At 63.2% G+C, this 24,703-nt stretch carries 19 protein-coding genes; 13 read left to right on the forward strand and 6 right to left on the reverse strand.

Annotation, left to right across the window (positions count from 1 at the left end):
* Nucleotides 1–50: 50 nt before the first annotated feature.
* Both OO730_RS09815 and rfaE2 read left to right on the forward strand, forming a co-directional pair.
* Nucleotides 51–857 carry a YkgJ family cysteine cluster protein gene (locus OO730_RS09815; RefSeq protein WP_264981286.1) on the forward strand — a complete coding sequence of 269 codons (807 nt, stop codon included), beginning with the start codon at nucleotides 51–53 and terminating at the stop codon, nucleotides 855–857.
* A gap of 2 nt (nucleotides 858–859) precedes the next feature.
* Entirely contained in the window at nucleotides 860–1,342 is a 483-nt protein-coding gene (rfaE2, locus tag OO730_RS09820; protein WP_264981287.1) for a D-glycero-beta-D-manno-heptose 1-phosphate adenylyltransferase, read from the forward strand.
* A gap of 167 nt (nucleotides 1,343–1,509) precedes the next feature.
* On the opposite strand, the gene OO730_RS09825 is transcribed toward rfaE2, so the two are convergent.
* The 3 genes from OO730_RS09825 to OO730_RS09835 form a co-directional block, all read right to left on the reverse strand.
* Nucleotides 1,510–2,346 (reverse strand): pirin family protein, encoded by an 837-nt coding sequence (locus OO730_RS09825; RefSeq protein ID WP_264981288.1) that lies wholly within the window; start codon nucleotides 2,344–2,346, stop codon nucleotides 1,510–1,512.
* A gap of 212 nt (nucleotides 2,347–2,558) precedes the next feature.
* Nucleotides 2,559–5,024 (reverse strand): cytochrome ubiquinol oxidase subunit I, encoded by a 2,466-nt coding sequence (locus tag OO730_RS09830; protein ID WP_264981289.1) that lies wholly within the window; start codon nucleotides 5,022–5,024, stop codon nucleotides 2,559–2,561.
* Between the two features lie 3 nt (nucleotides 5,025–5,027).
* Nucleotides 5,028–6,071 (reverse strand): hypothetical protein, encoded by a 1,044-nt coding sequence (locus tag OO730_RS09835; RefSeq protein ID WP_264981290.1) that lies wholly within the window; start codon nucleotides 6,069–6,071, stop codon nucleotides 5,028–5,030.
* A 210-nt stretch (nucleotides 6,072–6,281) separates the two neighbouring features.
* Here OO730_RS09835 and OO730_RS09840 point away from each other — a divergent pair, with 210 nt between their 5' ends.
* From OO730_RS09840 to selD, 6 genes are all read left to right on the forward strand, one after another.
* Nucleotides 6,282–8,426 carry a methyl-accepting chemotaxis protein gene (locus OO730_RS09840; protein ID WP_407681891.1) on the forward strand — a complete coding sequence of 715 codons (2,145 nt, stop codon included), beginning with the start codon at nucleotides 6,282–6,284 and terminating at the stop codon, nucleotides 8,424–8,426.
* 96 nt (nucleotides 8,427–8,522) lie between these two features.
* The gene (locus OO730_RS09845; RefSeq protein ID WP_264981292.1) at nucleotides 8,523–9,293 is read left to right on the forward strand and encodes a type III pantothenate kinase; all 771 of its coding nucleotides are present in this window, start codon (nucleotides 8,523–8,525) and stop codon (nucleotides 9,291–9,293) included.
* Nucleotides 9,294–9,300: 7 nt separating this feature from the next.
* A complete protein-coding gene (locus tag OO730_RS09850; protein WP_264981293.1) occupies nucleotides 9,301–9,975 on the forward strand; it encodes a hypothetical protein in 675 nt (224 codons plus the stop codon).
* Nucleotides 9,976–10,088: 113 nt separating this feature from the next.
* Entirely contained in the window at nucleotides 10,089–11,375 is a 1,287-nt protein-coding gene (eno, locus tag OO730_RS09855) for a phosphopyruvate hydratase (protein ID WP_264981294.1), read from the forward strand.
* 390 nt (nucleotides 11,376–11,765) lie between these two features.
* Nucleotides 11,766–12,623, forward strand: coding sequence for a bifunctional methylenetetrahydrofolate dehydrogenase/methenyltetrahydrofolate cyclohydrolase FolD (folD, locus tag OO730_RS09860; RefSeq protein ID WP_264981295.1), 858 nt, complete (start codon nucleotides 11,766–11,768; stop codon nucleotides 12,621–12,623).
* A gap of 267 nt (nucleotides 12,624–12,890) precedes the next feature.
* On the forward strand, nucleotides 12,891–13,940 hold the full coding sequence (selD, locus tag OO730_RS09865; protein ID WP_264981296.1) for a selenide, water dikinase SelD: 1,050 nt from the start codon (nucleotides 12,891–12,893) through the stop codon (nucleotides 13,938–13,940).
* Here the strand turns inward: selD and OO730_RS09870 are convergent.
* On the reverse strand, nucleotides 13,937–17,044 hold the full coding sequence (locus tag OO730_RS09870) for a PAS domain-containing hybrid sensor histidine kinase/response regulator (RefSeq protein ID WP_264981297.1): 3,108 nt from the start codon (nucleotides 17,042–17,044) through the stop codon (nucleotides 13,937–13,939). The genes selD and OO730_RS09870 overlap by 4 nt on opposite strands.
* 175 nt (nucleotides 17,045–17,219) lie before the next feature.
* Between OO730_RS09870 and rocD the strand changes: the two genes are divergently transcribed.
* Nucleotides 17,220–18,419: an ornithine--oxo-acid transaminase gene (gene rocD, locus OO730_RS09875; RefSeq protein WP_264981298.1), complete on the forward strand. Its 1,200-nt coding sequence runs from the start codon at nucleotides 17,220–17,222 to the stop codon at nucleotides 18,417–18,419.
* A 265-nt stretch (nucleotides 18,420–18,684) separates the two neighbouring features.
* Here the strand turns inward: rocD and OO730_RS09880 are convergent, their stop codons facing one another.
* The gene (locus tag OO730_RS09880; RefSeq protein ID WP_264981299.1) at nucleotides 18,685–21,117 is read right to left on the reverse strand and encodes a glycosyltransferase; all 2,433 of its coding nucleotides are present in this window, start codon (nucleotides 21,115–21,117) and stop codon (nucleotides 18,685–18,687) included.
* Nucleotides 21,118–21,136: 19 nt separating this feature from the next.
* Nucleotides 21,137–21,484 carry a TraR/DksA family transcriptional regulator gene (locus OO730_RS09885; protein WP_264981300.1) on the reverse strand — a complete coding sequence of 116 codons (348 nt, stop codon included), beginning with the start codon at nucleotides 21,482–21,484 and terminating at the stop codon, nucleotides 21,137–21,139.
* Between the two features lie 150 nt (nucleotides 21,485–21,634).
* On the opposite strand from OO730_RS09885, the gene OO730_RS09890 reads away from it, so the two are divergent.
* From OO730_RS09890 to OO730_RS09905, 4 genes are read left to right on the forward strand one after another with little or no spacing between them, the layout of a single operon-like run.
* A complete protein-coding gene (locus OO730_RS09890; protein ID WP_264981301.1) occupies nucleotides 21,635–22,075 on the forward strand; it encodes a DMT family transporter in 441 nt (146 codons plus the stop codon).
* Between the two features lie 11 nt (nucleotides 22,076–22,086).
* Complete coding sequence (locus OO730_RS09895) at nucleotides 22,087–22,950, forward strand: UbiA-like polyprenyltransferase (RefSeq protein ID WP_264981302.1); 864 nt, start codon at nucleotides 22,087–22,089, stop codon at nucleotides 22,948–22,950.
* Between the two features lie 19 nt (nucleotides 22,951–22,969).
* Nucleotides 22,970–24,277 carry a mechanosensitive ion channel family protein gene (locus OO730_RS09900; RefSeq protein WP_264981303.1) on the forward strand — a complete coding sequence of 436 codons (1,308 nt, stop codon included), beginning with the start codon at nucleotides 22,970–22,972 and terminating at the stop codon, nucleotides 24,275–24,277.
* A gap of 3 nt (nucleotides 24,278–24,280) precedes the next feature.
* Nucleotides 24,281–24,682 (forward strand): rhodanese-like domain-containing protein, encoded by a 402-nt coding sequence (locus OO730_RS09905; protein ID WP_264981304.1) that lies wholly within the window; start codon nucleotides 24,281–24,283, stop codon nucleotides 24,680–24,682.
* Nucleotides 24,683–24,703: the final 21 nt, after the last annotated feature.

Below are 24,703 nucleotides of genomic sequence, written 5' to 3' on the forward strand. Positions count from 1 at the left end.
TCCGCCATCCGAAAACAAAGAGGGGCCTGCTTCGCCCCAAGGACGATATCATGCACAACGACGAAACCAAGGAATTCCTCGACTCCCTGCCGGAGCTGGAGGAAGGCAAGACCTACTGCTTCCAATGCTACCCCGGCATTGAATGTTTCAACGCCTGCTGCTCGGATCTGGACATGATCCTGACGCCCTACGACATGCTGCGCATGCGCCAGGCGCTGGACATGAACTCCATCGACTTTCTGCGCGTCTACACCACGGGCCACCGCGCGCCGGACACGAATTTCCCGGTCTTCAAGTTCAAGATGACCGACAACGCGGCCCGTACCTGCGCCTTCGTCACCGAGGAGGGATGCCGCATCTACGCCGACCGCCCCGGGGCGTGCCGCATGTACCCCCTCGGTCGGGCCACCCGGCCCGACGGCAAGGGCGGCGTGCAGGAGCAGTTCTTCATCGTCAAGGAAGACCACTGCAAGGGGTTCCTCGAGAAAAAGGAATGGACCGGCGAGTCCTGGAAGGAAGACCAGGGATTCAAGGAATACACGGCCTTCAATGACCGCTACATGACCATCCTGTCGCGCACCCGGCAACTGGGCCATCCCGTTTCCGACAAGCTCAGCCATATGGCAACCCTTGCCCTCTACAAGATCGACGAGTTCCAGGGGTTCATCGAGAAGATGCACCTCTTCGACCGCGTTGAAGTGGACGAGAAACGGCAGAAAGCCATCCTCGAAAACGAGGCAGTGGCCCTGTCCTTTGCCATGGACTGGTTCGAGTTGGTGCTCTTCCAGGATACCACCAGGCTCAAGCCCAAGAACGTGCCCCTGCGCCGCAAGGGCACCCGACCCGGAGAGGAATAACCATGGCCCTGCCCGACAATCCCAAGCTCATGTCCATCCGCACCTTCCTGAAACGGAAGGCGGAATTCGAGCCCGGCCACCGGCTGGTCTTCACCAACGGCTGCTTCGACGTGCTTCACCCCGGGCACGTGGACCTGCTCATTCGCGCCCGCGCCCTCGGCGACGCCCTCATCCTCGGCCTCAACTCCGACGAGTCCGTCAAGATGCTCGGCAAGGGCGAAGACCGCCCCCTCAATCCCCAGGAAGACCGTGCCTTCGTGCTCGCGGGTCTCGCCTGCGTGGACTACATCGTGGTCTTCCACGAATCCACCCCGCTGGAACTGATCAAGGCCTGCCGCCCGCAGGTTCTCGTCAAGGGCGGCGACTGGCCCGTTGACCAGATCGTGGGCGCGGACGTGGTCGAAAAGGCGGGCGGCCAGGTGCACAGCCTGCCGCTGCTGGAAGGCTATTCCACGACCGCCTTTCTGGAGAAGGTGCGGGGCTAGGGAAACTTCGGACAAAGCCCGCCGTGCCCATTGGCGATCCGGGCCAAAAGACAGAGTTCAAGACGCACCATGCATGGGCATGGTGCGTCTTTTTTTATGTACTGAATCGCGGGGTATTTTTTGGGTATGGGCCAACCTGGGAGACCGTGCGCCTCTCGCCGGAGGCGCTATTTGATAAAGGTCCCTTCGCGGAATTCCCGGAAGGCGAGGTCGAGTTCTTCCTGGGTGTTCATGACGATGGGGCCGCGCCAGGCAATGGGTTCGTTGAGGGGCGCGCCGGACAGGAACAGGAACCGGGCCCCGCTGTCCATGGCGGTGAGGCCGAGTTCGTCGCCGTCCTGGAAGAGGACGAGGTCGCGGTTGAACACGGGCTTCCCGCCCACCTTGGCCGCGCCGCTGATGAGATAGATGAATGCCGTGTGTCCGGGCCTGGTGGGGTGCACGAACTCGGTGTCGGGGGGCACGGTGCAGTCCAGGTATTCGGGTTCGATGACGATTTCCTCCATGGGGCCGGCTGTCCCGTCAACGGTTCCGGCGATGACCTTGATGGCGGTGCCGTCGGGGCGGGTGACGGTGGGAATGTCGGCGGCGGAGATGTCCCGGTACCGGGGCGGCATCATCTTGTCCGAGGCCGGAAGGTTGGCCCAGAGCTGGAAGCCGTGCATGCGGCCCAGGCTGTCGCCCTTGGGCATTTCCTGGTGGATGATGCCGCTGCCCGCAGTCATCCACTGCACGTCGCCGGACGTGATGTCGCCCTTGTTCCCCATGCTGTCGCCGTGCTCCACGTCGCCGGTGAGCACATAGGTGATGGTCTCGATGCCCCGGTGCGGGTGCCATGGGAACCCCTTGAGGAAATCCTCGGGGGTGTCGGACCGGAAATCGTCAAGCATCAGAAAGGGGTCGAACAGTTCGGCTTCGAAGCTGCTGAACAGCCGCCGCAGTTTGACCCCCGCACCTTCGGTCACGGGTGCGCCCGTAAATATTTGTTGTATGGCTCTTCTCATGGGATTCTCCCTCTGTGTTTCCATTCCCCATAGCACGAAAAATGGATCAAGCCATTATAAAGCCCCAAAAAAAAGACATGCTCGCCCCGCGAAGCGGCACAAAAAAGCTTTGGAAAAGGATGGGGATGGGGGTCCGGGGGAAGGAGAAGGAAAGAACCTTTCTCGAAAGGTTTTTTCTTCCCCTTCCCCCTTCCCCCGGTCGCCGGAGGCGCTTAATTCAGTCCCATGCCGTTGTGGTGGATGGGGTCTTCCATGGTTTCGCCGTGGCAGACGGCGCAGTTGCCGTTCGCGCCCATGGTCTGGGCCTCGTCCATGTACTGGAGCGGCAGCACGTTGTCGCGCTCCGTCGCCGGGTACACGGCATGGGGCGAGCCGTGGCAACCGCCGCAGCCCATGGCCTCCATGTCGTCGTGACGGGAGGCGTAGCGGGCCGCCGGGTTGCTGGTCCACTTGTTGAAGGCCTTGTCGGTCTCGGGAGGCTCGAAACCCACGTGACAGGTAAGGCAGTCCGGTTCGTTGACCCAGGGCCGGCGCGGGTTGATCGCGTCCTGGTTGGGCACGGTCACGGGCGTTATGAGCGCCAGCAGCCGGTCGGCGGCGGCGACGCCCGCCTCCTTTTCTCCCTTGAGCAGGGACAGGGCGTGGTCTTCCATGGAGCCGTGGCAGTCGGTGCAGACGAATCCCAGCAGTTCGTGCTGGCCGCGCAGGGTGGTGGCGGGATGGCACTTCATGCAGGAGGTTTCCGCCTCGCGCCCGGTCAGGTGGATGGCGTGCACGCCGTGGATGGCGGCGGACAGGTTGAGCCGTTCGTTGTTGCCCTCGGACCCCTGGATGGGATCGTCGTGGCAGTCGGCGCACTCGACCTTGTCGGCGGCGGACAGGGAGGTCCGGTTCATCCGGTCGTGGGTGGCCAGGATGTTTCGGATCGTTTCCGACCCCACGGCGGCCCGGTCGCCTGAATGGCAGTTGGCGCAGCCCATTTTGTCGGTGGCGGGGACCACCACCTTGGCCGTGGCCAGCAGGTCGCCGTCGGCGTTGCGCCCTTCCAGGGTGGCGACGGGCAGCGGGTTGCCCGGTGCCGTGGCCGCGATGGGGGCCTCGAACCGGGGGGCTTCCGCATAGGCGAGCAGTTCACCGGCCGGGCCGTCTTCCATGGCGTAGGTGATCTTCACGTCCTCGGTGACCAGGGCCGGGCCGGGACCGCGCATGACCAGCTGGGCGCGCAGGATATTGGCGGGCGGGAGCAGCGTCCAGTTGTCGCCCCGGGCGTAGAAGCCCGCGCCGCGCGCGCACCAGGCGGTGAGTACGTATTCAGCGGTCTCCGGATCGAAGGGTGCGGGGTCAGCCGGTTCGAATTCGGGCGTTTCCGCCGCTGCAAAGGGCTCGATGCCGTTCAGGTCTTCGGCGATGTACCGGGCCAGGACGGCCCGCTCTTCCGCCGTGCCCGCAAAGGGGGGCATGTATTTGTTGAGCTTGCCCAGGCCGGTCAGGAGGGCGTCGAGGCCGTCGGCGTCGTAGTGGGCGGTGCGCTTGCGGATGTCGTTCATGGGGCCGCCGATGGAGTGGCAGGCGGAACATTCGAGCTGGAACAGGAACTCGCCTGCCAGCGACCGGTTGTCCTCGGTGAGGCCGTCCTTGAGCTCGGGCGGGGCCCATTTTGCCCTGACCAGGGCACCCTGCTGGTTGATGACGGGCACGTGCGCCTTGAGGATCTGGCTGGAGTAGACCGTGTCCCAGATGAGGTACGGCTTGCGGCCCGCCTCGCGTATGAATTCGAAGGCGCCGAACAGCCCCTGGCCCGCCAGGAGCACGACCAGGGCCATGGTGAAGGAGATGCGCATGGGGGCCCTGATGGCCAGCAGCAGGCCGCCGATCAGGGTGGCCGTGCCGAATATCCAGAAGTACTGCATGAACCCGGCCACGCGGTGCGACTTGAAGGCGATCATTTCGAACTGGCCCGGGGGCAGCGCGGTCACGTACCACCAGCCCGTGGCGAACACGGCCAGCACGCCGAGGATGGTCCAGGCCGAGCAGGTGCGCACGGCCAGCATGCGGGCGTGGGCGTCCGGGATGCGGGTGGCCGTGACGAATCCGAACAGCCCGGCGCAGGCGGCCGAGAAGAAGGTGCGGAAGAACAGGGACGGCCAGAAGGACGGATTGAAGAAGCCGTCCCAGAAGTCCTTGGTTGCAAGCCATTCGCCGGGGGTGAGCATGAACCCGACGATGCCGTTGATCAGGAACAGGGAGAACCAGCCGAACACGAAATAGAGACAGCCCACGATGATGTGGTCGCGCCGGTTCATGGTGTCCCAGTTGTAGTAGTAGATGATCAGGGCCACGATCTCGCCCAGGAAGCAGACCCACTCGGCCGACCAGCCGAACACGAACTGGTGGATGAGCGTGATGGTCGCCTCCGGCGCGATGAGGGCCACGGTGATCCAGATGCCCACGCCGGTCACGCCGCCGAAGGCCATGGTCAGGAGCAGGAAGAAGCGGGAGTGTTTCTTGACCCAGTTGAGCAGGTGGATGTTGTTGGTGCGGTAGGCCATCTGTTCGGCGAGCACCAGGAATATCCCGCCGCCCACGGCGAAGTGGGCCACGTACACGTGCACGGTGGCGATGAAGGCGATCCAGAAGCCGCCGGCCAGGGTTGTCAGTTGCCAGATTGGATATTCCATGAGTTACACCCCCCGCCCGCGTGCCGTGAAATAGAGTTTGAGCATGTAGCCGATGGCGGCGAGTCCGACCACCAGGAAGCCGAGGAAGAGGAAGAAGGAGCCGTACTGGTTGGTGACGGGCGTGGTGGAGATGTCGAACCACGGCTCAAGGGACAGGGTCCGCAGCCAGTGGCGGTTGCAGACCATGAGGAACATGGTGATGGTCCCCCAGACTGCGGCCTGCTTGGGTTGTTTCTTGAATCCGGCCAGGAGCATGACGGCCATGGCTGCCAGGGAGGCGACCAGGGTGGCCGTGGCCGGGACGTTGCCGCCCATGAAGGCCTTGAGGATGGCCGAAGGCTGGGCGAACAGGAACCAGATGCCCACGGCCAGATTGGCCAGGGTGGCCCGGGTGAACCAGGTCATGCCGAGATCAACGAACTCCCGGTTGTCGCGCGCCTGGCCGAGCAGGGCGATGAACAGCCCGCCCAGGGCCAGCGCCCCGACCATGGCGTGCAGGTAGCGGGAAACCAGGGTGGCGTCGGCGAAGTTGAGGAACCCGCCCTTTGCCGTGAAGTATTCGGGCCAGTATTCGGGGTGGAGCATGAGGGTCATGTTGTTGGTGAACATGAAGCCCACGTAGAGGCAGCCTGCCAGCGAGGCGGCGAAGAGCAGCGTGCGCAGGCCCGGGGCCGTGCTGTCGTACTGGAACTTGCAGTAGTAGAAACCGTAGTAGGAGGCCAGGAGCACGGCCACTATGGCGAACCACCAGCCGCCCATGAGCACGGAGCTGACGTAGTCGAAGTTGCCGTAGTTGACCTGGAGGAAGAGGAGCGGGGCCACGCCCATGTTGATGGTCAGGGCGAGCAGCGGGGGCAGCTTCATGCCGACCTGCCTGAGGACGTCCCGTTTGCCGCGCACGGACTGGATCAGCCCGATGGCGGCCGAACCGACCAGCGCGTTCATGAACAACAGGTGGGCGGTCAGCGTTACGATGAGCAGGATGTCGAACCAGACCCAATGGATGGGCAACGGTTCGGCAACCGGTATCAATGCTGCGGGATTCATGGACTCCTCCTTCTCCTTCATCTTTCACGGTTTCTTCTGTGCCCTTATAGGTAAATTGGGCAGACTGTACAACACTACGTTCATTGCCCAAAACAGGCACTGCATGGTTGACGGAATATAATGGCGTGAAAGTGGGCGTCCCGGTTACTCTTTTGATCCGGTCATTCTGGTCCGGGGATATTCCAATAGCCTTATCGCGAGGTGACGCTGATGAAGATAGGAGCCAAATTAACGATTCTCGGTGTGCTGTTGATTGGGTTGACCACGCTCTGTGTGCTTGGAATAATGTTGTGGCAAAGCTCCAACCTGGCTTTGATGCTGGAGAAAAATTTCGACAAGCAGGCCCGGCACGAGGTCGAGCTGGCCGTTGAGGACGCCAAGAACCTGCTGGCGACCCAGCACGCCACCCTGACCAAGCAGTTGGAAAACGACATGCAGGTGGCGCTCGATATCGTGGAGCGCGGCGGCGGGTTCCGCCTGATGGACGAGACGGTGGATTGGTCGGCGGTCAATCAGATCACCAAGGAGCAGTCCACCGTGGCCCTGTCGAAGATGGCTCTCGGCGACACCTGGTTCGGCCAGAACGCCGATCCGGGCACGCCCACGCCCATGGTGGACGCACTCATGAAACTGACCGGCACCACCTGTACCGTGTTCCAGACCATGAACGCGCAGGGCGACCTGTTGCGCGTGGCCACCAACATCCTCAAGACGGACGGGCAGCGCGCCGTGGGCACGTTCATCCCCAACTCTTCCGTCGTGGCCAGGACCGTCAAATCCGGTGAGACCTTCCGGGGCACGGCCTACGTGGTCAACGCCTGGTACCTGACCCAGTACCGCCCCATCAAGGACGCGAGCGGCGCGGTCATCGGCTGTCTGTACGTGGGCATCCTCCAGGAGGGCGTGCAGCAGTTGCGCGAGGGCTTCAAGTCGGTGGTGCTCGGTGAAACGGGGTATCTGTCCGTGTTGGGCGGTTCCGGCGCAAACGAAGGCGTGATCAAGATTCACAAGGACGCCGCAAAGGAAGGGACCAGCGTCCTTGATGAAAAAGACGTTGGAGGCAAGCCCGTGTACCGGGACGTCATCGAGCAGGCCAAGGGTGCGGGCGGCAGGCCCGTCACCGTCGAGGCCCTGCTGGGCGGGGCGTCGGGAAGCGGGAAGACCATCCTGAGCGGTGTCTATTTCAAGCCCTGGGACTGGGTGATCCTCGGCCGGGGCAATCTCGAGGAGTTCATGGCGGGCCAGCGGGCCGCCGACAGCGCCCTGCAATCCATCCAGTGGTGGACCATGGCCATCGGCGCGATCATGCTCGTGCTCAGCGTCCTGGTCTTCTTCTGGTTCGCCAGGAGGTTGAGCGGAGCCATCGGCAAGGCCGTGAGCGTTCTGTCCGAAATCAACGACGGCAACCTGGACGTGCCGCAGTTGCCTGTGGTCAGGAATCGTTTCCGCGACGAGATGGACGATCTCGGCGAGTCGGTCAACTCCATGGGAGAACGGCTGCGCCACGTCGTTGCGGGCGTCCAGGCCGCGGCCATGAGCGTGACCAACGGCAGCGCCGAGTTGGCCAACACCTCCCAATCCCTGGCGGACGGCGCGGCCAATCAGGCCAGCGCGGTGGAAGAGGTCTCTTCCTCCATGGAGGAGATGACCGCCAACATCGAACAGAACACGGACAACGCCCAGCAGACCGAGAAGATCGCCCGGCAGGCCGCCGGCGATGCCGAGAAGGGCGGGGATTCCGTGGTCAGGACCGTGGCGGCCATGCGCCAGATCGCGGACAAGATCGCCATCGTCGAGGAGATCGCCCGGCAGACCAACCTGCTGGCCCTGAACGCGGCCATCGAAGCGGCCCGTGCGGGCGAGCACGGCAAGGGTTTCGCCGTCGTGGCCTCCGAAGTGCGCAAGCTGGCCGAGCGCAGCGGGGTGGCCGCCGCCGAGATCAGCGGGCTGTCCGGCCAATCCGTGGATATCGCCGAGGAGGCGGGCAAGATGCTCGACAAGATGGTCCCCGACATCACCAGGACGGCGGAGCTGGTCCAGGAGATTTCCGTCGCCAGCGACGAGCAGGCCTCCGGCTCCGGCCAGATCAAGAGCGCCATCCTCGAACTGGACCGGGTCGTCCAGCAGAACGCCGCCGAATCCGAGGAGGTGGCCGCTTCTTCGGAGACCCTGGCCAGCCACGCCGCGCAACTGCAGGAGACCATCGGCTACTTCAGGCTCGGCGGAGCGGGCAGGCATGTCGCCACCGTGAAAAGGAGCGCCCCCAAGCCGTTGCCCGAGGCCGGACCCGAGGGGCCGGAAGGCGGGATGGACCTGGACATGGGCGGTCCCGACGAGGACTTCGAGCGGTTCTAGGCGCGATCAATCATGAATCACAGGCCCGCATCGTCACGGTGCGGGCCTTGTCTTTTGTTTGAAAAAAGGGGAAAAACGCCGGGTAAGGAGATCACGATGTCCACGATTCTGCTTTTTGATGCGGGCAACACCAACACCAAGCTCTGCCTGGCCGACGACCAGGGGTTGGGAGAGGCCTATACCCTGCCCACCCGCCCGGCCAACACCGCAGACGACTGGGGGCTCAAGATCGCGTCCATCCTCCGCCGCGAGGAGGTAGACCCGCAGGAGGTCGAGGCGTGCGTCATCTCTTCGGTGGTGCCGCCCCTGGACCCGCTCATCAAAGGCATGGCCGACCGCTTCCTGGGCTGCGAGGCGGTCTTTGTCCCCCGCGACCTGCCCCTGGACCTGGAAAACGAGTACGCCCGGCCCGAGCAGGTGGGCGCGGACATCCTGGCCGGCTGCTTTTCCGCCCGCATGACCTACGACGAGGAGAACCTCATAGTCATCGATTTCGGCACGGCCACCACCCTGGCCTGCGTCCAGGGCACGGCCTTCAAGGGCGGCCTCATCTGCCCCGGCGTCCTGTCCTCGGCAAGCGCACTGGCCGGGGGCACGGCAAAGCTCCCCAAAGTGGACCTCACGGTCAAGTCCGACGCCCTCGTATGGGGAACTTCCACTGATGAGTGCCTCAATCAAGGCTTTGTATTCGGCTTTGCATCAATGGTCGACGGCCTGGTCGAAAAATTGTCCCGGCACCTCGACAACCCCTTTGTGGTGGCCACCGGCGGCCTTGCCCGGACCATCGCCCAGGTGTCCGAGACCATCGACGAACTCCGCCCCGACCTGGTCATGGAAGGGCTGTGGATGGCGTATTTCAATCGCTAGGAAGCAAATGAAACAACTTCTCTTTGCGGTTATTCTTGTCTTTGCCCTGTCCTTTCAGCAGGCGCTGGCCTCGTCACAGTATAAGGCTGATGAATTTTCCCTTATCCTGCCAGACGGTTGGTCTGAAATGACCCCGGACGCGCTTAATGAGATGACGCAAAATGTTTCCGGTGAAGGCATCCCATGGCAGATGGGGTTCAGCACCACCCCTGACCAGCCTTACGAATTACCTCTAGTCGTCATCCAGAGAATAGTGACAAAAGACATAGACAAGGGTGGTTTGGCTGGGATGGCGGCAGAGAGTGTCCGGGCTATGGCGGGGCAATATGGTGAATTCAGCCATGTGTTCGATGAGGCCTCCGGCACTTTGCGTTTCGAGCTCCCCATTAGCGACGGATTTACCCTTTTCGGCTATACTGCGTACTATGTGCGAAACGGTTTTATCCAGGTCCTTGGGTACAACAAGGCCGGCTGCGAGAGTTCTCACGAACAAGTCAGGGCTATTGCCGATTCCCTGGTGATCAATCCCGAACTCGCTGTTCCGGAGTCGCTTTCGGCAGTGAGTGGGGTTTTGAATTCGTTCACAGGCGTTGGGCCGATCGTATTTTTTTCTTTTGTCATCGCCTCGCTTATGGGTTCTCTTGCCGTCTTTATCGTGAAGAAACGGACCGGAACCAAATAATAACTGCGCTTCCCGCGCCACCTAGTTTATAGAATTGAGCATCGCGGGGAATTCGTTTACACTTCCCGCGTTCAAACCGTCATTTTTTACCTGATTATAAAGGAGATGCGATCATGAGTATCATCACCGGCGTATGGGCGCGCGAAATTCTCGATTCCCGCGGCAACCCCACCGTTGAATGCGAAGTCCTGCTGGAGTCCGGCGACATCGGCCGCGCCGCCGTGCCGTCCGGCGCGTCCACCGGGTCCCGCGAGGCCCTGGAACTGCGCGACAAGGAAGACCGCTACATGGGCAAAGGCGTGCTCCAGGCCGTGGAGAACGTGCGCGGCGAGATCGCCGGGGCAGTCATCGGCATGGACGCCCTGCGCCAGGTCTCCGTGGACAACGCCCTCATCGACCTCGACGGCACCGACAACAAGGACCGGCTGGGCGCCAACGCCCTGCTCGGCGTGTCCATGGCCACGGCCCGCGCCGCCGCCAGCTTCCTGGGCCTGCCGCTCTACCAGTACCTCGGCGGCACCAACGCCAAGGTGCTGCCCGTGCCGCTCATGAACATCATCAACGGCGGCGAGCACGCGCCCAACAACCTGGACATCCAGGAATTCATGATCATGCCCGTGGGCGCGGACACTTTTGCCGAGGCCCTGCGCATGGGTGCCGAGATCTTCCACAACCTGAAGAAGATCCTGCACAAGGACGGCCACGTCACGAGCGTGGGCGACGAAGGCGGGTTCGCCCCGAACCTCAAGTCCCATGCCGAGGCCTTCCAGTACATCACCCGCGCCTGCGAGGCCGCCGGCTACGAGCCGGGCAAGGACATCGGTTTCGCCATCGACGCCGCGGCGAGCGAGTTCTACAAGGACGGCAAGTACGTGCTGGCAGGCGAGGGCAAGACCCTGTCCGCCGCCGAGCTGATCGACTTCTACGACGACCTCTGCTCCAGGTTCCCCCTCATCTCCATCGAGGACGGGCTGGCCGAGGCCGACTGGGACGGCTGGGCCCTCCAGACCGACAAGATGGGCGAGCGCATCCAACTGGTGGGCGACGACCTGTTCGTCACCAACCCGGACATCCTGGCCGAAGGCATCGACCGGGGCATCTGCAACTCCATCCTGATCAAGCTCAACCAGATCGGCACCGTGTCCGAGACCCTGGACACCATCGAACTGGCCAAGTGCGCCAGCTACACCAACGTGGTCTCCCACCGGTCCGGCGAGACCGGCGACAACTTCATCGCCGACCTGGCAGTGGCGGTCAACGCGGGCCAGATCAAGACCGGCTCCCTGTGCCGGTCCGACCGGCTGGAAAAGTACAACCAGCTGCTGCGCATTGAAGAGGAACTCGACGAGGACGGCATCTACTACGGTCCGGTCCTGGGCGAATCCTTCTTCGGCGAATAGAGAGTGCCTCCGGCGGCCAGGGGGGAACCCTTTGAAAAGGGTTCCCCCCTGGACCCCCTTCCCAAACTTTTTGCATGCGCATTCGCGCGGGTGCACGACAGTTGGGGGGGCGGGGCCGCTTTTCGGGGGAATGAGTCAACATTGTCGGGCCGGTATATGCGGGTTGCATATATCGGCCTTTTTCTTTAGGTAGCGGGCAACGCGACAGGCAATGGCGAGGGTGTTCTTGCGGGCATGAAAGGGATTTTATGCGTTTCACCCCAAAACGGTGTGTCACTTTTTTTGAGGGCGGAGGGCCCGTCACCGTTTTATACAAAACGTTTTGGAAGGTGAGTCCGGGGCGGGGTCCGTTATTTGCGAACCTCTTCCCGGAAGCCGGAGGCAACAAAGATGATTCTTCTCGACGGCAAGGAAACGGCGGCGACCATTCGCGCCGAGATCAAGGAAGAGGTGGTCGGCCTTGAGGCCAAGTACGGGCGCACGCCCGGCCTGGCCGTGGTGCTGGTGGGCGAGGACCCGGCCAGCCAGGTCTACGTGCGCAACAAGGAACGGGCCTGCGAGGACTGCGGCATCCGGTCCATCCCGCACCGGCTGGAGACGGCCAGCCAGCTGGAACTGGAAGGGCTGATCCAGGAACTGAACCGCGACGTGAGCGTGGACGGCATCCTGGTCCAGCTTCCCCTGCCCAAGGGGCTCGACTCCCAGAAGATCCTCGATCTCATCGACCCCGACAAGGACGTGGACGGCTTCCACCCGGTCAACGTGGGCAAGATGTCCCTCGGCCTGCCCGGCTTCAAGCCGTGCACCCCGGCGGGCGTCATCAACCTGCTCAAGCGCTACGGCCTGGACCCGGCCTGCAAGAAGGCAGTGGTCATCGGCCGGTCCAACATCGTGGGCAAGCCCCTGGCCATGATGCTCTCCCAAAGCGGCCCCTGCGCCAACGCCACGGTCACCCTGTGCCACTCCCGCACTGCGGACCTCAAGGCCGAGTGCCTGGAAGCGGACTACATCTTCGCCGCCATCGGCCAGCCCAACTTCGTGACCGCCGACATGGTCAAGGAGGGCGCCGTTGTCGTGGACGTGGGCATCAACCGCACGGACGAGGGTCTGGCGGGCGACTGCGATTTCGATGCGCTCAAGGACAAGGTTCACGCCATCACCCCGGTCCCGGGCGGCGTCGGCCCCATGACCATCGCCCAGTTGATGGTCAATACCCTCGAGGCGTTCAAGATGCACGTCGGCGCGTAGCGACGGCTTGTGATGGCGGGCCATCTGCACATTTTTCGGCCACCGTCCGATCCTCACCGTAGCGCTGCTACGCCTCCGGTCGGTCGGCACCCGAAAAATGCACAGCTGCCCCACTCTCCCAAGCCTTCAGGTGTGACTGAAGGCAAATGACATTTGAGCGGGCCGGTTTTCCGGCCCGCTTTTTTCGTGCGCTGCCGCATGGCTATATTGAGATGGCCTTTGCCTGCGCGTATGGATTCTGATAGTGGGAAAGGCCGAGGAGAAGACATGAAAGAGTACAAGCTCGCGCAGATGGTCAAAGCCGCCGGTTGAGCGGCCAAGATCGCTCCAGGGGACCTGGAGAGCGCACTTTCGGGGCTGAAGACCCAGCTTGACGACCGCGTGCTGGCCGGGGGGCCCGGCGACAACGAGGACGCTGCGATCGTGTCTTTTCCCGCGGGCAAGGCCCTGGTGCAGACCGTGGATTTCTTCACCCCGATGGTCAATGATCCCTACCGGTTCGGGCGCATTGCGGCGGCCAACGCCCTGTCCGACGTCTATGCCATGGGCGGGGAGCCGTGGGCGGCCATGAACATCGTCTGCTTTCCGGCCAAGAAGCTGCCCATGGAGGTCCTGACCGAGATCCTGCGCGGCGGCGCGGATGCCGTGGCCGAGGCCGGGGCCATCCCCAGCGGCGGGCACAGCGTGGAGGACGACGAGATCAAGTACGGGCTGTCCGTGTCCGGCCTGGTCGATCCGGGCAGGTTCGCCTCCAACCGGGGCGTTGAACCCGGCGACGAGCTCATCCTGACCAAACCCATCGGCACGGGCGTGCTGGCAACGGCGGTCAAGGGCGAGATGCCGGGCTTTGAAGAGATCGAGGAGCTGATTTTCAGGACCTGCGGACGGTTGAACAAGGCGGGCGGAGCGGTCATTCGCGAACTCGGGGTGACCGGGGCCACGGATATCACGGGGTTCGGCCTGGGCGGGCATCTGCTCGAACTGGCCGGAGCGAGCGGGGTGCGCATCGAATTGCGCATGCACGACGTGCCGCTGCTGCCGGGAGCCCTGGACATGGCGTCCATGGGCATGCTTCCCGCAGGGTCCATCTGCAACCGCAACCACTACCTGCCCCACGCCGAGGCGGCCGACGGCCTCGATCCCATCCGGCTGGACCTGATGTTCGACGCCCAGACCTCGGGCGGGCTGCTCCTGGCGGTCAAGCCGGGCCAGCTCGACCAGGCCATGAGCATGCTCGAGGACGCGGGCGACCAGCCCGCGCACGTGGGCACGGCCCATGCCCGCGAACAAGGGCGTCCCGCCCTGTTCATAGTTTAGGAAATATCTTTTTCGGACGCCTGGACCATGACCCTGTCGATCTCGGCCTGCAGTTCATTGAGCTCGAAGGGCTTGGCGATGTATCCGTCCATGCCCGATTTGAGGAACCGGTCCCTGTCGTTCTTCATGGCGTGGGCGGTCAGGGCGATGATCGGCGTGTCGATGTCGAGCTGATTCCGGATGGCGAGGGCGGTGTCCACGCCGTCCAACCCCGGCATCTGGATGTCGGTCATGATCAGGTCGAAGGAGTGTCCCTTGAGGATGTCCAGGGCCTCCTCGCCGCTTGCCACGCAGGTGGTCTCGTGTCCCAGCTTGGTCAGGATGCGGTCGATGACGACGCGGTTGACCCGCTCGTCCTCGGCCACGAGGATGCGCAGGCTCGTTCCCCCCGCCTTGTAGAGCGGAGTGGTCTCTCCGGGCTTTTTTCCCCGTAAGGGTTTCGCCCGTATGGTGAAGGCGATGGTGGTCCCCGCTCCTTCCTTGGAGGAAATGGTGATGGTGCCGTTCATGAGCTGGACCAGCCGGTGCACGATGCCCAGGCCCAGGCCCGTGCCCTGGTATTTGCGGGTCAGGGAGCCGTCCACCTGGGTGAAGGGGTCGAACACGGAATCGATCTTGTCGTGCGGGATGCCGATGCCGGTGTCCTGGACCACGAAGAGGATGAGTTCGGAGTCCGGCCTGCGTCCCGATTCAAGGGGGTAGGCCTCCACCGCGATGGACCCGGACTGGGTGAACTTGGCGGCGTTGCCCACCAGGTTGAAGAGAATCTGCCGGAGCCGCCCCTTGTCCGCCACGAAATACCGTTGCAGGGATTCGTCGATGGTCCACGACATGGAGATGCCGCGCATTTTTGCCTGGTGGCGGAAGACGGACAGGACCGAGTCGAGCAGCTGTCCCAGTTCGAAGTCGGATTCCTCCAGCTCCAGCTTGCCGGACTCCACCTTGGACAGGTCCAGGATGTCGTTGAGGATCTTGAGCAGATTGCGCCCCGACTCGTGGGCCGTGGTCAGATACTCCCGCTGCAACGGCTCCAGGCTGGTCAGCTCCATGAGCTGCAGCATGCCGAGAAGCCCGTTGAGAGGGGTGCGGATTTCGTGGCTCATGTTGGCCAGGAACTCGTTCTTGGACAGGTTGGCGGCCTCGGCCTCGATGATGGCCTGTTTCAGCTCGTCTTCCATGTTCTTGAGTTCGGTGATGTCCGCCGCCAGGTACATGTGCACGATCTTGCCTTCCAGCCACTCGATGGCCCGGTCATGGGTCAGGTGCCAGCGCTTGACGCCCTCGTGATAGCGTTCGTCCATCACGGTGCCCACAGGGCGTCCATGCTCGTCCAGGAGTTCGGGCTTCCGGCAGAACGGGCACGGCTCGTCAAGTTTTCGGAGATGCTTGTGGCATTTGGCGCCGGGTTCGAAAGATCCGTATTTGTCCCGCATGTGGTCGTTCATGAACAGGATGTCGTGGGTGTCCAGGTCCGAGACGTAGATGTCGGCGTCCATGCCGTTGAGGATCGTCAGCATCCGTTCATGGGCCTGTTTGACCTCGGTGATGTCGGCGATCATGGCGAAGACGCCCAGGAAGCTGCCGTCGTCGCCGATCAGCGGAGAGGCCGACACCAGTCCCCAGACATGGGAGCCGTCCTTGCGCACGAACTGCCGTTCGTACCGGTCTTTGTCCCCCTGTTTGCGCTGGGCCAGGCGTTTGTTGTTCTCTTCGAGTTCGCTCGGCTCGATGAAATCGGTGATGGGTCGGCCGATGATTTCGCTGACGTCGTAGCCGAAGAGGTCGGCGATGATGTCGTTGGCGTAGGTGATGCGCTGGTTGGCGTCCAGGCCGAGGATGCCCTCGTTGGCCGTTTCCACGATGAGCCGGTATTGTTCCTGGGTTTTTCTTCGCTCCCTTTCGGCCATGCGCACGTCCGTGACGTCCCGCATGTAGGAGGCCAGGGCGGAAACCGAGCCGCCCTCGCCCACGATGGGATAGATGTTCGCCTCCATGAGACGGCCCGCCCAGACCACTTCCCTGTTCACGGGTTTCTTCGTGGACACGGCTTCGGCGAACAGGTCGCGGGCCTGGGCCTCGTATTCGCCGGGCACGAAATCGAACACGGACTGGCCGGCCACCTCTTCGGGGTCCGAATCCAGGGTCTTGGCCAGCCTGGCGTTGACGGTCAGGATGGTGCCCTCCGGCGTGTAGAGCCCGACCGAGTCGTTGGTGGCGCTGACCAGCGCGTTGAGGTATTCCTCGTTGGTCTTGAGCTTTTCCTCGACCTTCTTGCGTGCGGTGATGTCGCGGGTGGAGCCGACCACGCCCAACCAGTTTCCCTCTTTGTCCCGCATACCCTTGGCCATGACTTCGGCCCAGAAGGAGCTGCCGTCCTTGTGCTTGAACTGCAGGACCAACTGGTCGGCAAGGATATCGCGGTCAGTGGAAGATCGGTTTTGAGTGTTCCCTATGGCCTTTTGGACGGCACTGAAGGATTCCGGCGTCATGGATTCGGCGATGCTGGCGCCAAGGAGTTCTTCCGGGACATAACCCCTGAGCCGTTCCACGGAAGGGCTGACGTAGATGTATTCCAACCGGCCGTTCAGGGCCCAGATCACGTCTTCGGAGTTGTCGGCCAGGAACCGGTATTGTTCCATGGTCATGGAGACCTGCTTCTCGAACTCGCGCTGTCCCGACAGGTCGTAGACCAGCCCCCACATCCCGAGCGGCTCCCCTGAATCGTTGCGGTTGAGCCAGAAGTTCACCCGCACGGGAACGGTGTGTCCGTCGTGATGTATGAACTCTTTTTCCAGTTCTCCCGAGGTGGCGCCTCCGTTGATGAATGCGAGTATGGTTTTCGCTTCTTCCTCGCGCTCACCTTCGGGAGTGATGCTCAACATGGTCCTGCCGACCAGTTCCTTTTCGGTGTACCCGAGCAGGTCGCAAAAGGCGGGGTTGGCGCGGACGATGGTGCCCACGGGGTCCGTGTAGGCCATGCCTTCCTTGATGGAAGTGTACATGCCCGTGAAGCACTCGCGGCTCATGGCGAAATCGGCATCGCGGCCCGACCGGAAATCTTCGGTGGGAGCGGGTGTGTTTTTTCGCGAGCCGTGGTTGGTCATGAGTCTGTTCCGGGATGTTTGGTTTTTGTCACAATAGGTGAGAGCAGTTTTTTTTTCCACAAATAAAGGGCTATTTTCCCAAGTCGAACCTTGAGGAATCCCATTCCGACAGGTACATTCGGAAGTACACATCACCGACTCGCCGTCGGCCAACTCAAACCTTGCCGGGGAAATCATGAAATCGGATCAATTCATCCTGCTGGAAGACGAGTACGGAGCACATAACTACAAGCCGCTGGACGTGGTCATCGAGCGCGGCGAGGGCGTATGGGTCTGGGACGTGGACGGCAGGAAATACATGGACTGCCTGTCCGCCTATTCCGCCGTGAACCAGGGCCACTGCAACCCGAAGATCATGGCCGCCATGTTCGAGCAGGCCAGGCGGCTCACCCTGACCTCCCGCGCCTTTCGCAACGACCAGCTCGGGCCGCTGTACAAGGAGTTGTGCGAGCTGACCAACTCCCACAAGGTCCTGCCCATGAACTCCGGGGCCGAGGCCGTGGAGACCGCCATCAAGGCCGTGCGCAAGTGGGGGTACCAGGTCAAGGGGGTGCCCGAGGACAAGGCCGAGATCATCGTCTGCCGCAACAACTTCCACGGCAGGACCATCACCATCGTCTCCTTTTCCACCGACCCCACCTCCACCGCCGGGTTCGGCCCGTTCACCCCCGGCTTCAAGGTCATCGACTTCGGCGACGCCGCAGCCCTGGAGGCGGCCATCACGAAAAATACCGTGGCCTTCCTGGTGGAGCCCATCCAGGGCGAGGCCGGGGTCGTCATCCCGCCCAAGGGCTACCTCAAGGACGTCCGCCGCATCTGCGACGAGCACAACGTGGTCCTTATCCTGGACGAGATCCAGACCGGCCTGGGCCGCACGGGCAAGCTGCTGGCCGAGGAACACGAAGGCATCGAGGCCGACCTGACCCTCATAGGCAAGGCCCTGTCCGGCGGCTTCTACCCGGTCTCCGCAGTGCTCTCCAACACCGAGGTCCTGGGCGTGCTCAAGCCCGGCGAGCACGGCTCCACCTTCGGCGGCAACCCGCTGGCCTGCGCCGTGGCCCGCGCCGCCCTCAAGGTGCTCAAGGAGGACGGGCTCATCGAGAACGCCGCCACCCTGGGCGAGTACTTCAAGGAAGGGCTCAAGAAGATAGACAACCCCAAGATCAAAGAGGTGCGCGGACGCGGCCTGCTCCTGGCCGTGGAATTCTCCGACGACGCGGGCGGCGCCCGTCAGTACTGCGAGAGGCTCAAGGACGCCGGGCTGCTGTGCAAGGAGACGCACGAGACCATCATCCGCTTCGCCCCGCCGCTGGTGATCACAAAGGACAACATCGATTGGGCGCTGGAGCGGATCATCCCCATTCTCAGCGAGTAGAGGGGGACCCGGCTTCCGATAGCGGGCCGCCTGCACATTTTTCCGGTGAAAACCATCCTCACCGTAGACGGCTACGCCTGCGGTGATTTTCGCCGGAGAAAATGCACATTCGACCCACTCTCGAAAGCCTCGCGGTGTTGCGAGTAAGGCTGCTTTCCGCTTCGCTTAAGCAGCGAGGAAGAGCCTGCGTTCTCGAAGGAACAAAGAATCGGAGCAGTCCTCGTCTAATAGCCGGGCTAATCCGCTATTCCCCCTCGGAGGAAGGCTACGCAGCCACGTGGCTCCCGAAGATTTCCCACGTTTTCAAAAAGGTGGAATCGAAGGTGCGCGTCTCCACATGCGCCCTGGCCTTGAGGCGCATGTATTGGATGCGCTCGGGGGTGTCGACCATGTGGATGATGGCCCGGAGCAGGGAGTCGGGGTTGTTTGCCGGGACGATCAGGCCGGTCTCGTTGGGCAGGACGTTTTCCGCCGGGCCGCCCTTGTCGGTGACAATGACCGGGAGGCCCGAGGCCTGGGCTTCCAGGACCACGTTGCCGAAGGTGTCCGTGGCCGACGGGAACACGAAGAGGTCGGCAGAGGCGTATGCCTGGGCCAGGTCGTCGCCCTTGAGCACGCCGGTGAAGGTGACCGGCGCGTTGCGCAACCTGCGTTTCATCTCCGCGAGATAGGGGCCGTCGCCGACCACGATGAGCTGGAGGGAGTCGCGCATCTTCGCGGCCTGGCGAAAGGCCTCGGTGAGCACGTCCAGCCCCTTTTCCTGCGACACCCGGCCCACGTACAGGAGCTTGGTGCGCGAGCCCACGTCGAATCTGGAGTAGAAGCCGTTGCGCTTGTCCGGGTGGAACCGGTCCGTGTCCACGCCGCGCGGGTAGGTGACGATCTTGCCGGGGTCGATGCCCCGCTCGGCCAGTTCGAACCGGGTGGCCTCTGACGGGGCGTAGATGACCTGCATCTGGTTGTAGAACCAGCTCATGTACCGCCAGCATCCCTCTTCCAGGGCCGCGTCCTCGGTGAAGGCACCCACGTATTCCGGGAAGGCCGTGTGGTAGGTGCCGTGGAAGGGCAGCTTCAGTATCCTGGAGATGGCCAGGGCGGCCAGTCCCACCGGCCCGGGCGTGGCCGCGAGGATGCAGTCGTATTCCTGCTCGAAGCAGTGGGTCAGCATATCCAGGAACGGCGGGTAGGCCAGGGTTATCTCCGGGTACTCCGGGATGGCGAACCGGCCCACCGGCTCGAACGAGACCGCGCCGGGCACGTCGGCCGAGGCCCCGCAGGTGATGACCGTCATGTCCTTGCCGTGCCGGGCGACCATTTCGAGCTGCTGGCGGATGGTGCGGGCCACGCCGTTGATCTCGTCGAAGGTGTCGGTGAAGTGGGCGATTTTGAGGTCGCCGCCGGATTTCCCCTTTTGCCTGTGCCGGAACCGGGCCAGGCAGTCGCGGGAGAACCTGCGCTCCGTGGAGAAGAGGTCGTAGCCCACGAAGTAGGGCGCGAGCAGGGCGTACAGCGAGCCCGCCGAGCCGATGGAGTGGAACACGTCGAAGAGATTTGCGCCGAGCACGGAGTTGAGGGTCCGGTCCGCGAACTGGGACAGCACGCGGTTGGCGGCCAGGGACACGAAGCGCGCCCATTCCTTTTCCAGGGTCGTGACGTCGTCCACCTGTCCTCGCGCGATCTTCATCAGCGTGGGGTCGTGGGCGATGATGTCGGACGCCTCCTTGAGCAGCATGTCCTGGACCGAGTCGTCGGGGCCGTATTCCCGGTGCAGGGTGGCCTTGCCCCGGCCGATGAGCCGCTGGAAGAAGTTGGCGACCGTGGGCTTCTCCTCCCTGCCGGGCGCGAGCGCGGACTTGAGGAAGCGGAAGCAGAGGTGTTCGGACACCTCGGGGGACATGGACCCCGTTCGCGAGCGGTAGAACTGGTAGGCGATGCCGTACAGGTTGTGGGCCATGGTCCGGGGCGTGGCCGGGGAGCCTGCGGGCCTGGTGGTGTGCCCGTGGATGCCCGTGAGCACGTTGGCCACGCAGGCGCGGCCCCTGAACCGGGTGTGCATGCGCGCGATGTTCAGGGAGCTGTGGTCGTCGGACCCGCCGGTCATGCCCTTTTCCCACGGCGCGTCGCCATACGGTTCGATGTCGTGGGTGTTGGCCAGCCGCTCGATGTCCATGGGCGTGAGCCGGGTCAGGATGTCGCGCAGGGTCTGGTTCTGGCGGGCGTCGCGGGTGCCGTTTTCCTCGAACACGTCGAAAAGCAGCAACGCCTGCTCGAAGTGGGCAGGCGTCAGGCGGTCGTTGACGGCGAACAGCGGGTGGGCCAGGACATGCGCGATGCCCTGGTCCCGGAGGTAGGGGACGAGGTCGAAGACGTTCTCCCTGTGTCGCTGTATCTCCTCGTGGTGCGCCTCGGAGATGTGGTAGGCCAGGACGTGGAGCTTGCACCGGTCTTCCGGGAAGTAGGTGGTGATCTCTTCGCTGATGAACGTGTTCGGCAGGTCCGCGATCTCCAGCGCGCCGTCGATGGTGTTGTGGTCGGTGATGGTGACCATGTCCATGCCGCGGGCACGGGCGATGTTGTAGAGGTCGATCGGTTCGGTGAAGCTTTCGGGGCAGCCGATCTTTTGCAGTATCCACTGCGAGGGGCGGGTGGAAAACCGGGAGTGGACGTGCATGTCCACCTTGAACCTGAAGTCAGCCATTTTCGTCTCCGGGTGGGGGTTAGGCGCAGTGGAGCAGGCCGTCTTCGAGGTCGGACTGGCAGCACACGCAGAGCCGGGCCGAGGGGTTGGCCTTGAGCCGGGCCACGCCGATCTCTTCGCCGCACTCCTCGCAGATGCCGTAGTCGGTCTCGGACAGCCTCCTGAGCGCGGTCTCCAGTTCGTGCATGCGGGCCACCTGACGGCGGTGCATGGCGATGTTGATGCCCTGCTGGACGAGCTGGGACGCGAAGTCGGTCTCGTCCGGGCAGCCTTCCACGGCCATGATTTCCACGGGCTCCTGTCCGGTCATCGAGCCGAGTCCCCGGATCAGGTGGGTCTTTATCTCTTTGAGCTGATGTTCAGTCATGGAGTGCCTCCCTTTAAGGATTGTTCGATTTCCTGTTTATGCCTTCCCGCATGCGGGAGGGTGGCGTTGCGGTGACAACATGTAGACAATTCGGCGATGTCGGGGGGCAAACCCGTGGACGATGGGGAGAAAGCCGGGTATCCTGCGGACATGAAATGGATTTATATACTCTTCGGGCTCGTGGCCGGGATGACCATGCCGGTCCAGGCGGGCGTCAACCTGCGGCTGCGCGAGTCCCTCGGCGACCCCGTGTTCGCGGCCTTCGTGTCCTTTGCCGTGGGAGCCGTGGTACTCGGCATCTACGGTTTCGCCCTGCGGTCGGCACCGTCCATGGCCATGGTCTCGAGCGCCCCGTGGTGGTCGTGGACGGGCGGCATGCTCGGCGCGTTCTTCGTCTTTGCCATCATCGTCCTGGCCGGACAGCTCGGGGCCACGTCCTCCATGGCCTGGCTCCTGGCGGGCCAGTTCCTGGCCGCCTTGGTCCTCGACCATTTCGGGTTGGTCGGTTATGACGTGCATCAGGTCTCCTGGCCCAGGGTGGCGGGCGTGGTGCTCCTCATTGTCGGGGCCATGTTGATCAACAAATATTGAGTGGGTTTTTCGTGAGCTTCATCAATAATTTCAAGACAGTCTGCAGGATGATCAAGATCGAGCACTCGATCTTCGCCCTGCCGTTCGCCTATATGGGGGCCTTCCTGGCCGCCGGGGGCTGGCCCGGCCTGTGGAACCTGCTGGCCCTGACCGTGGCCATGGTCGCGGTCCGTTCCTTTGCCATGGCCTTCAACCGCTACGCGGACCTGGACATCGACCGGGAAAACCCGCGCACGCAGAAACGCGAGCTGGTCACCGGCGAACTGTCCACCGGGTTCACCCTGGGCTTCATCATCGGCACGGCCGTGGTCTTCATCGTTGCCTGCGGGCTGATGAATCCGCTCTGCCTGATGCTGTCGCCCCTGGCTTTGGGCCTTTCCGCCTTCTATTCCTTCTGCAAGCGGTTCACCAAATGGTGCCACTTCGTGCTCGGCGCGGTGCTGGGCCTGGCCCCGGTGGCGGGCTGGCTGTGCGTGGACCCGACGTTCACTCTGCCCGCAGTCCTGCTCTTCTGCGGCGTGACCATGTGGGTGGCCGGGTTCGACCTGCTCTACGCCAGCCAGGACGCGGAGTTCGACCGCAAGCGCGGGCTGCATTCCATCCCGGCGCGGCTGGGCATCCGGGCGGCGCTCGGCATTTCCACGGTCAGCCACATGGCCACGGCCGCGTTCTTCCTGCTGGCCGGTTGGGCCGCAGGGCTGGGCGGCGTGTACTTCGTGGCCGCCCTGGCCGTGGGCGTGATCCTCATGGCCGAGCATCTGCTGGTCAGCGCGGACGACATGAGCCGGGTCAATGTTGCCTTTTTCACCATGAACGGCGTCATCTCCGTGGCCCTGTTCATAGCCGTGGTCATCGATCTGGCCGTGGGGAGCTGAATCGGGTATTGAGGGGATCATGCAAGAAAAGATCGACTTCGCCATCGCATTCCTGACCGATTGGCTCAAAGCCAACGTCCTGACCTGGAACACCGCCGTCCAGTGGTCCTGCGTTGTGGGTGCGTACCTGGTGACCGCGCTGTTGTGGCGCGGCCTGGAGCGGCGGCTGTTCGCCCGGGTAGACGAAAAATTCGAGACCGGCCTGGGTCGGTCGCTACTCCGCGCCCTGGTGGACGTGGGGAACGTGGCCGTGTTCATCCTGTTCATGCAGATTTGCGCGTCAGTTTTCCGGGTCATGGAGTATGTGCCCCGCGTCATCGATGCGGCCAGCGATCTGGCCGTGGCCTGGATCGTTATCCGGCTGGTGACGAGCATGATGCCCAACCGGGCCCTGGCACGCGGGGTGGCCGCCCTGGTCTGGGCCGTGGCTGCGCTCAACGTGTTCGGCCTGCTTTCCCCGATCACCGATTTCCTGGCCGGTTTGAGTTTTTCCGTCGGCGACAATTCCTTCAACGCCCTGGAAGCCGTCAAGGGGCTGGCCCTGGCCGCCGTGTTTCTTCAAGCCGCCGCCATCACCGGACAGTTCGCGGATAGGCGCATCCAGCGGATCAGGGATTTGTCCCCGTCGCTTCGGGTGCTGATGATCAAAGCTGTGAAGGTGGTGCTTTTCACCGCCGCGGTCCTGGCCGCCATGTCCAGCGTGGGTATTGATCTGACCAGCCTGGCCATCTTCTCCAGTGCGTTGGGCGTGGGCATAGGCTTCGGCCTTCAGACCATCATTTCCAATTACGTGGCAGGTGTCATCCTGCTTATGGACCGGTCCATCAAGCCGGGCGATACCATTGAGGTGGGAAGCGTGTACGGCGTGGTGCGCGGCATGTTCGGGCGGTACGCATCGGTCCTGACCCGTGACGGGACGGAGTATCTCATTCCCAACCAGCAGCTCGTGTCCAACGAAGTGGTCAACTGGACGTATTCCGACACCAACGTCCGCCTCAAGGTGCCTGTGGGCATATCCTACGGGTCGGACGTGGAGAAGGCTCTGGCGGTCCTTCCGTCCGCAATCGAGGGCGTGTCCCGTGTCCTGCGGTCTCCGGCTCCCCTTGCCTGTATGGTCGGTTTCGGCGACAGCTCTGTGGATCTGGAGTTGCGTATTTGGATCGCGGACGCGGACAAAGGCGTGACCAACGTGCGAAGCGAGGTCATGCTGAATATCTGGCGTCTTTTTCACGAGAACGGCATCGAGTTCCCGTTCCCGCAACGCGACGTGCACATCAAGCCGGATTCGGCCATCGCCGTGAAGATCGAGAAGGACGGCGGGGAGTAGCCCGTGCGCTTCCTCGCCCCCATCCTCGTCCTCCTGGCCGTCCTGGCCCTGTGGGACCTGGGGTGGTGGCTGGGCTTCGGCGTACCGCCCCTGAGTCCCTTTGCCCTGCGGGAGGCTCTTCGGCGGGATGATCCCCCCACCGTCATCGACGTGCGAACCCCGGCGGAATACGACTTCTTTCATATCCGGGGCGCGGTCAATCTGCCCTATCCCGTCTCCCTGGCCGAGTTGGCCGCAGTCTCTCCCGACCCGACCAAACCCGTGGTCGTGGTCTGCATGACCGGCCACCGCTCACCGCCCGTTGCCCGCCAACTCCAAAAGGGCGGCTACACCGACGTGCGCAACCTGACCTGGGGCATGCTCGCCTGGAAACTGACCGGCGGCGATACAGAGTCGGGAAAATGATCGAGCGCCTGAAAAGCTATG

Origin of the sequence: Pseudodesulfovibrio portus, from assembly GCF_026000375.1 — a bacterium.
Lineage (GTDB): Bacteria > Desulfobacterota > Desulfovibrionia > Desulfovibrionales > Desulfovibrionaceae > Pseudodesulfovibrio > Pseudodesulfovibrio portus.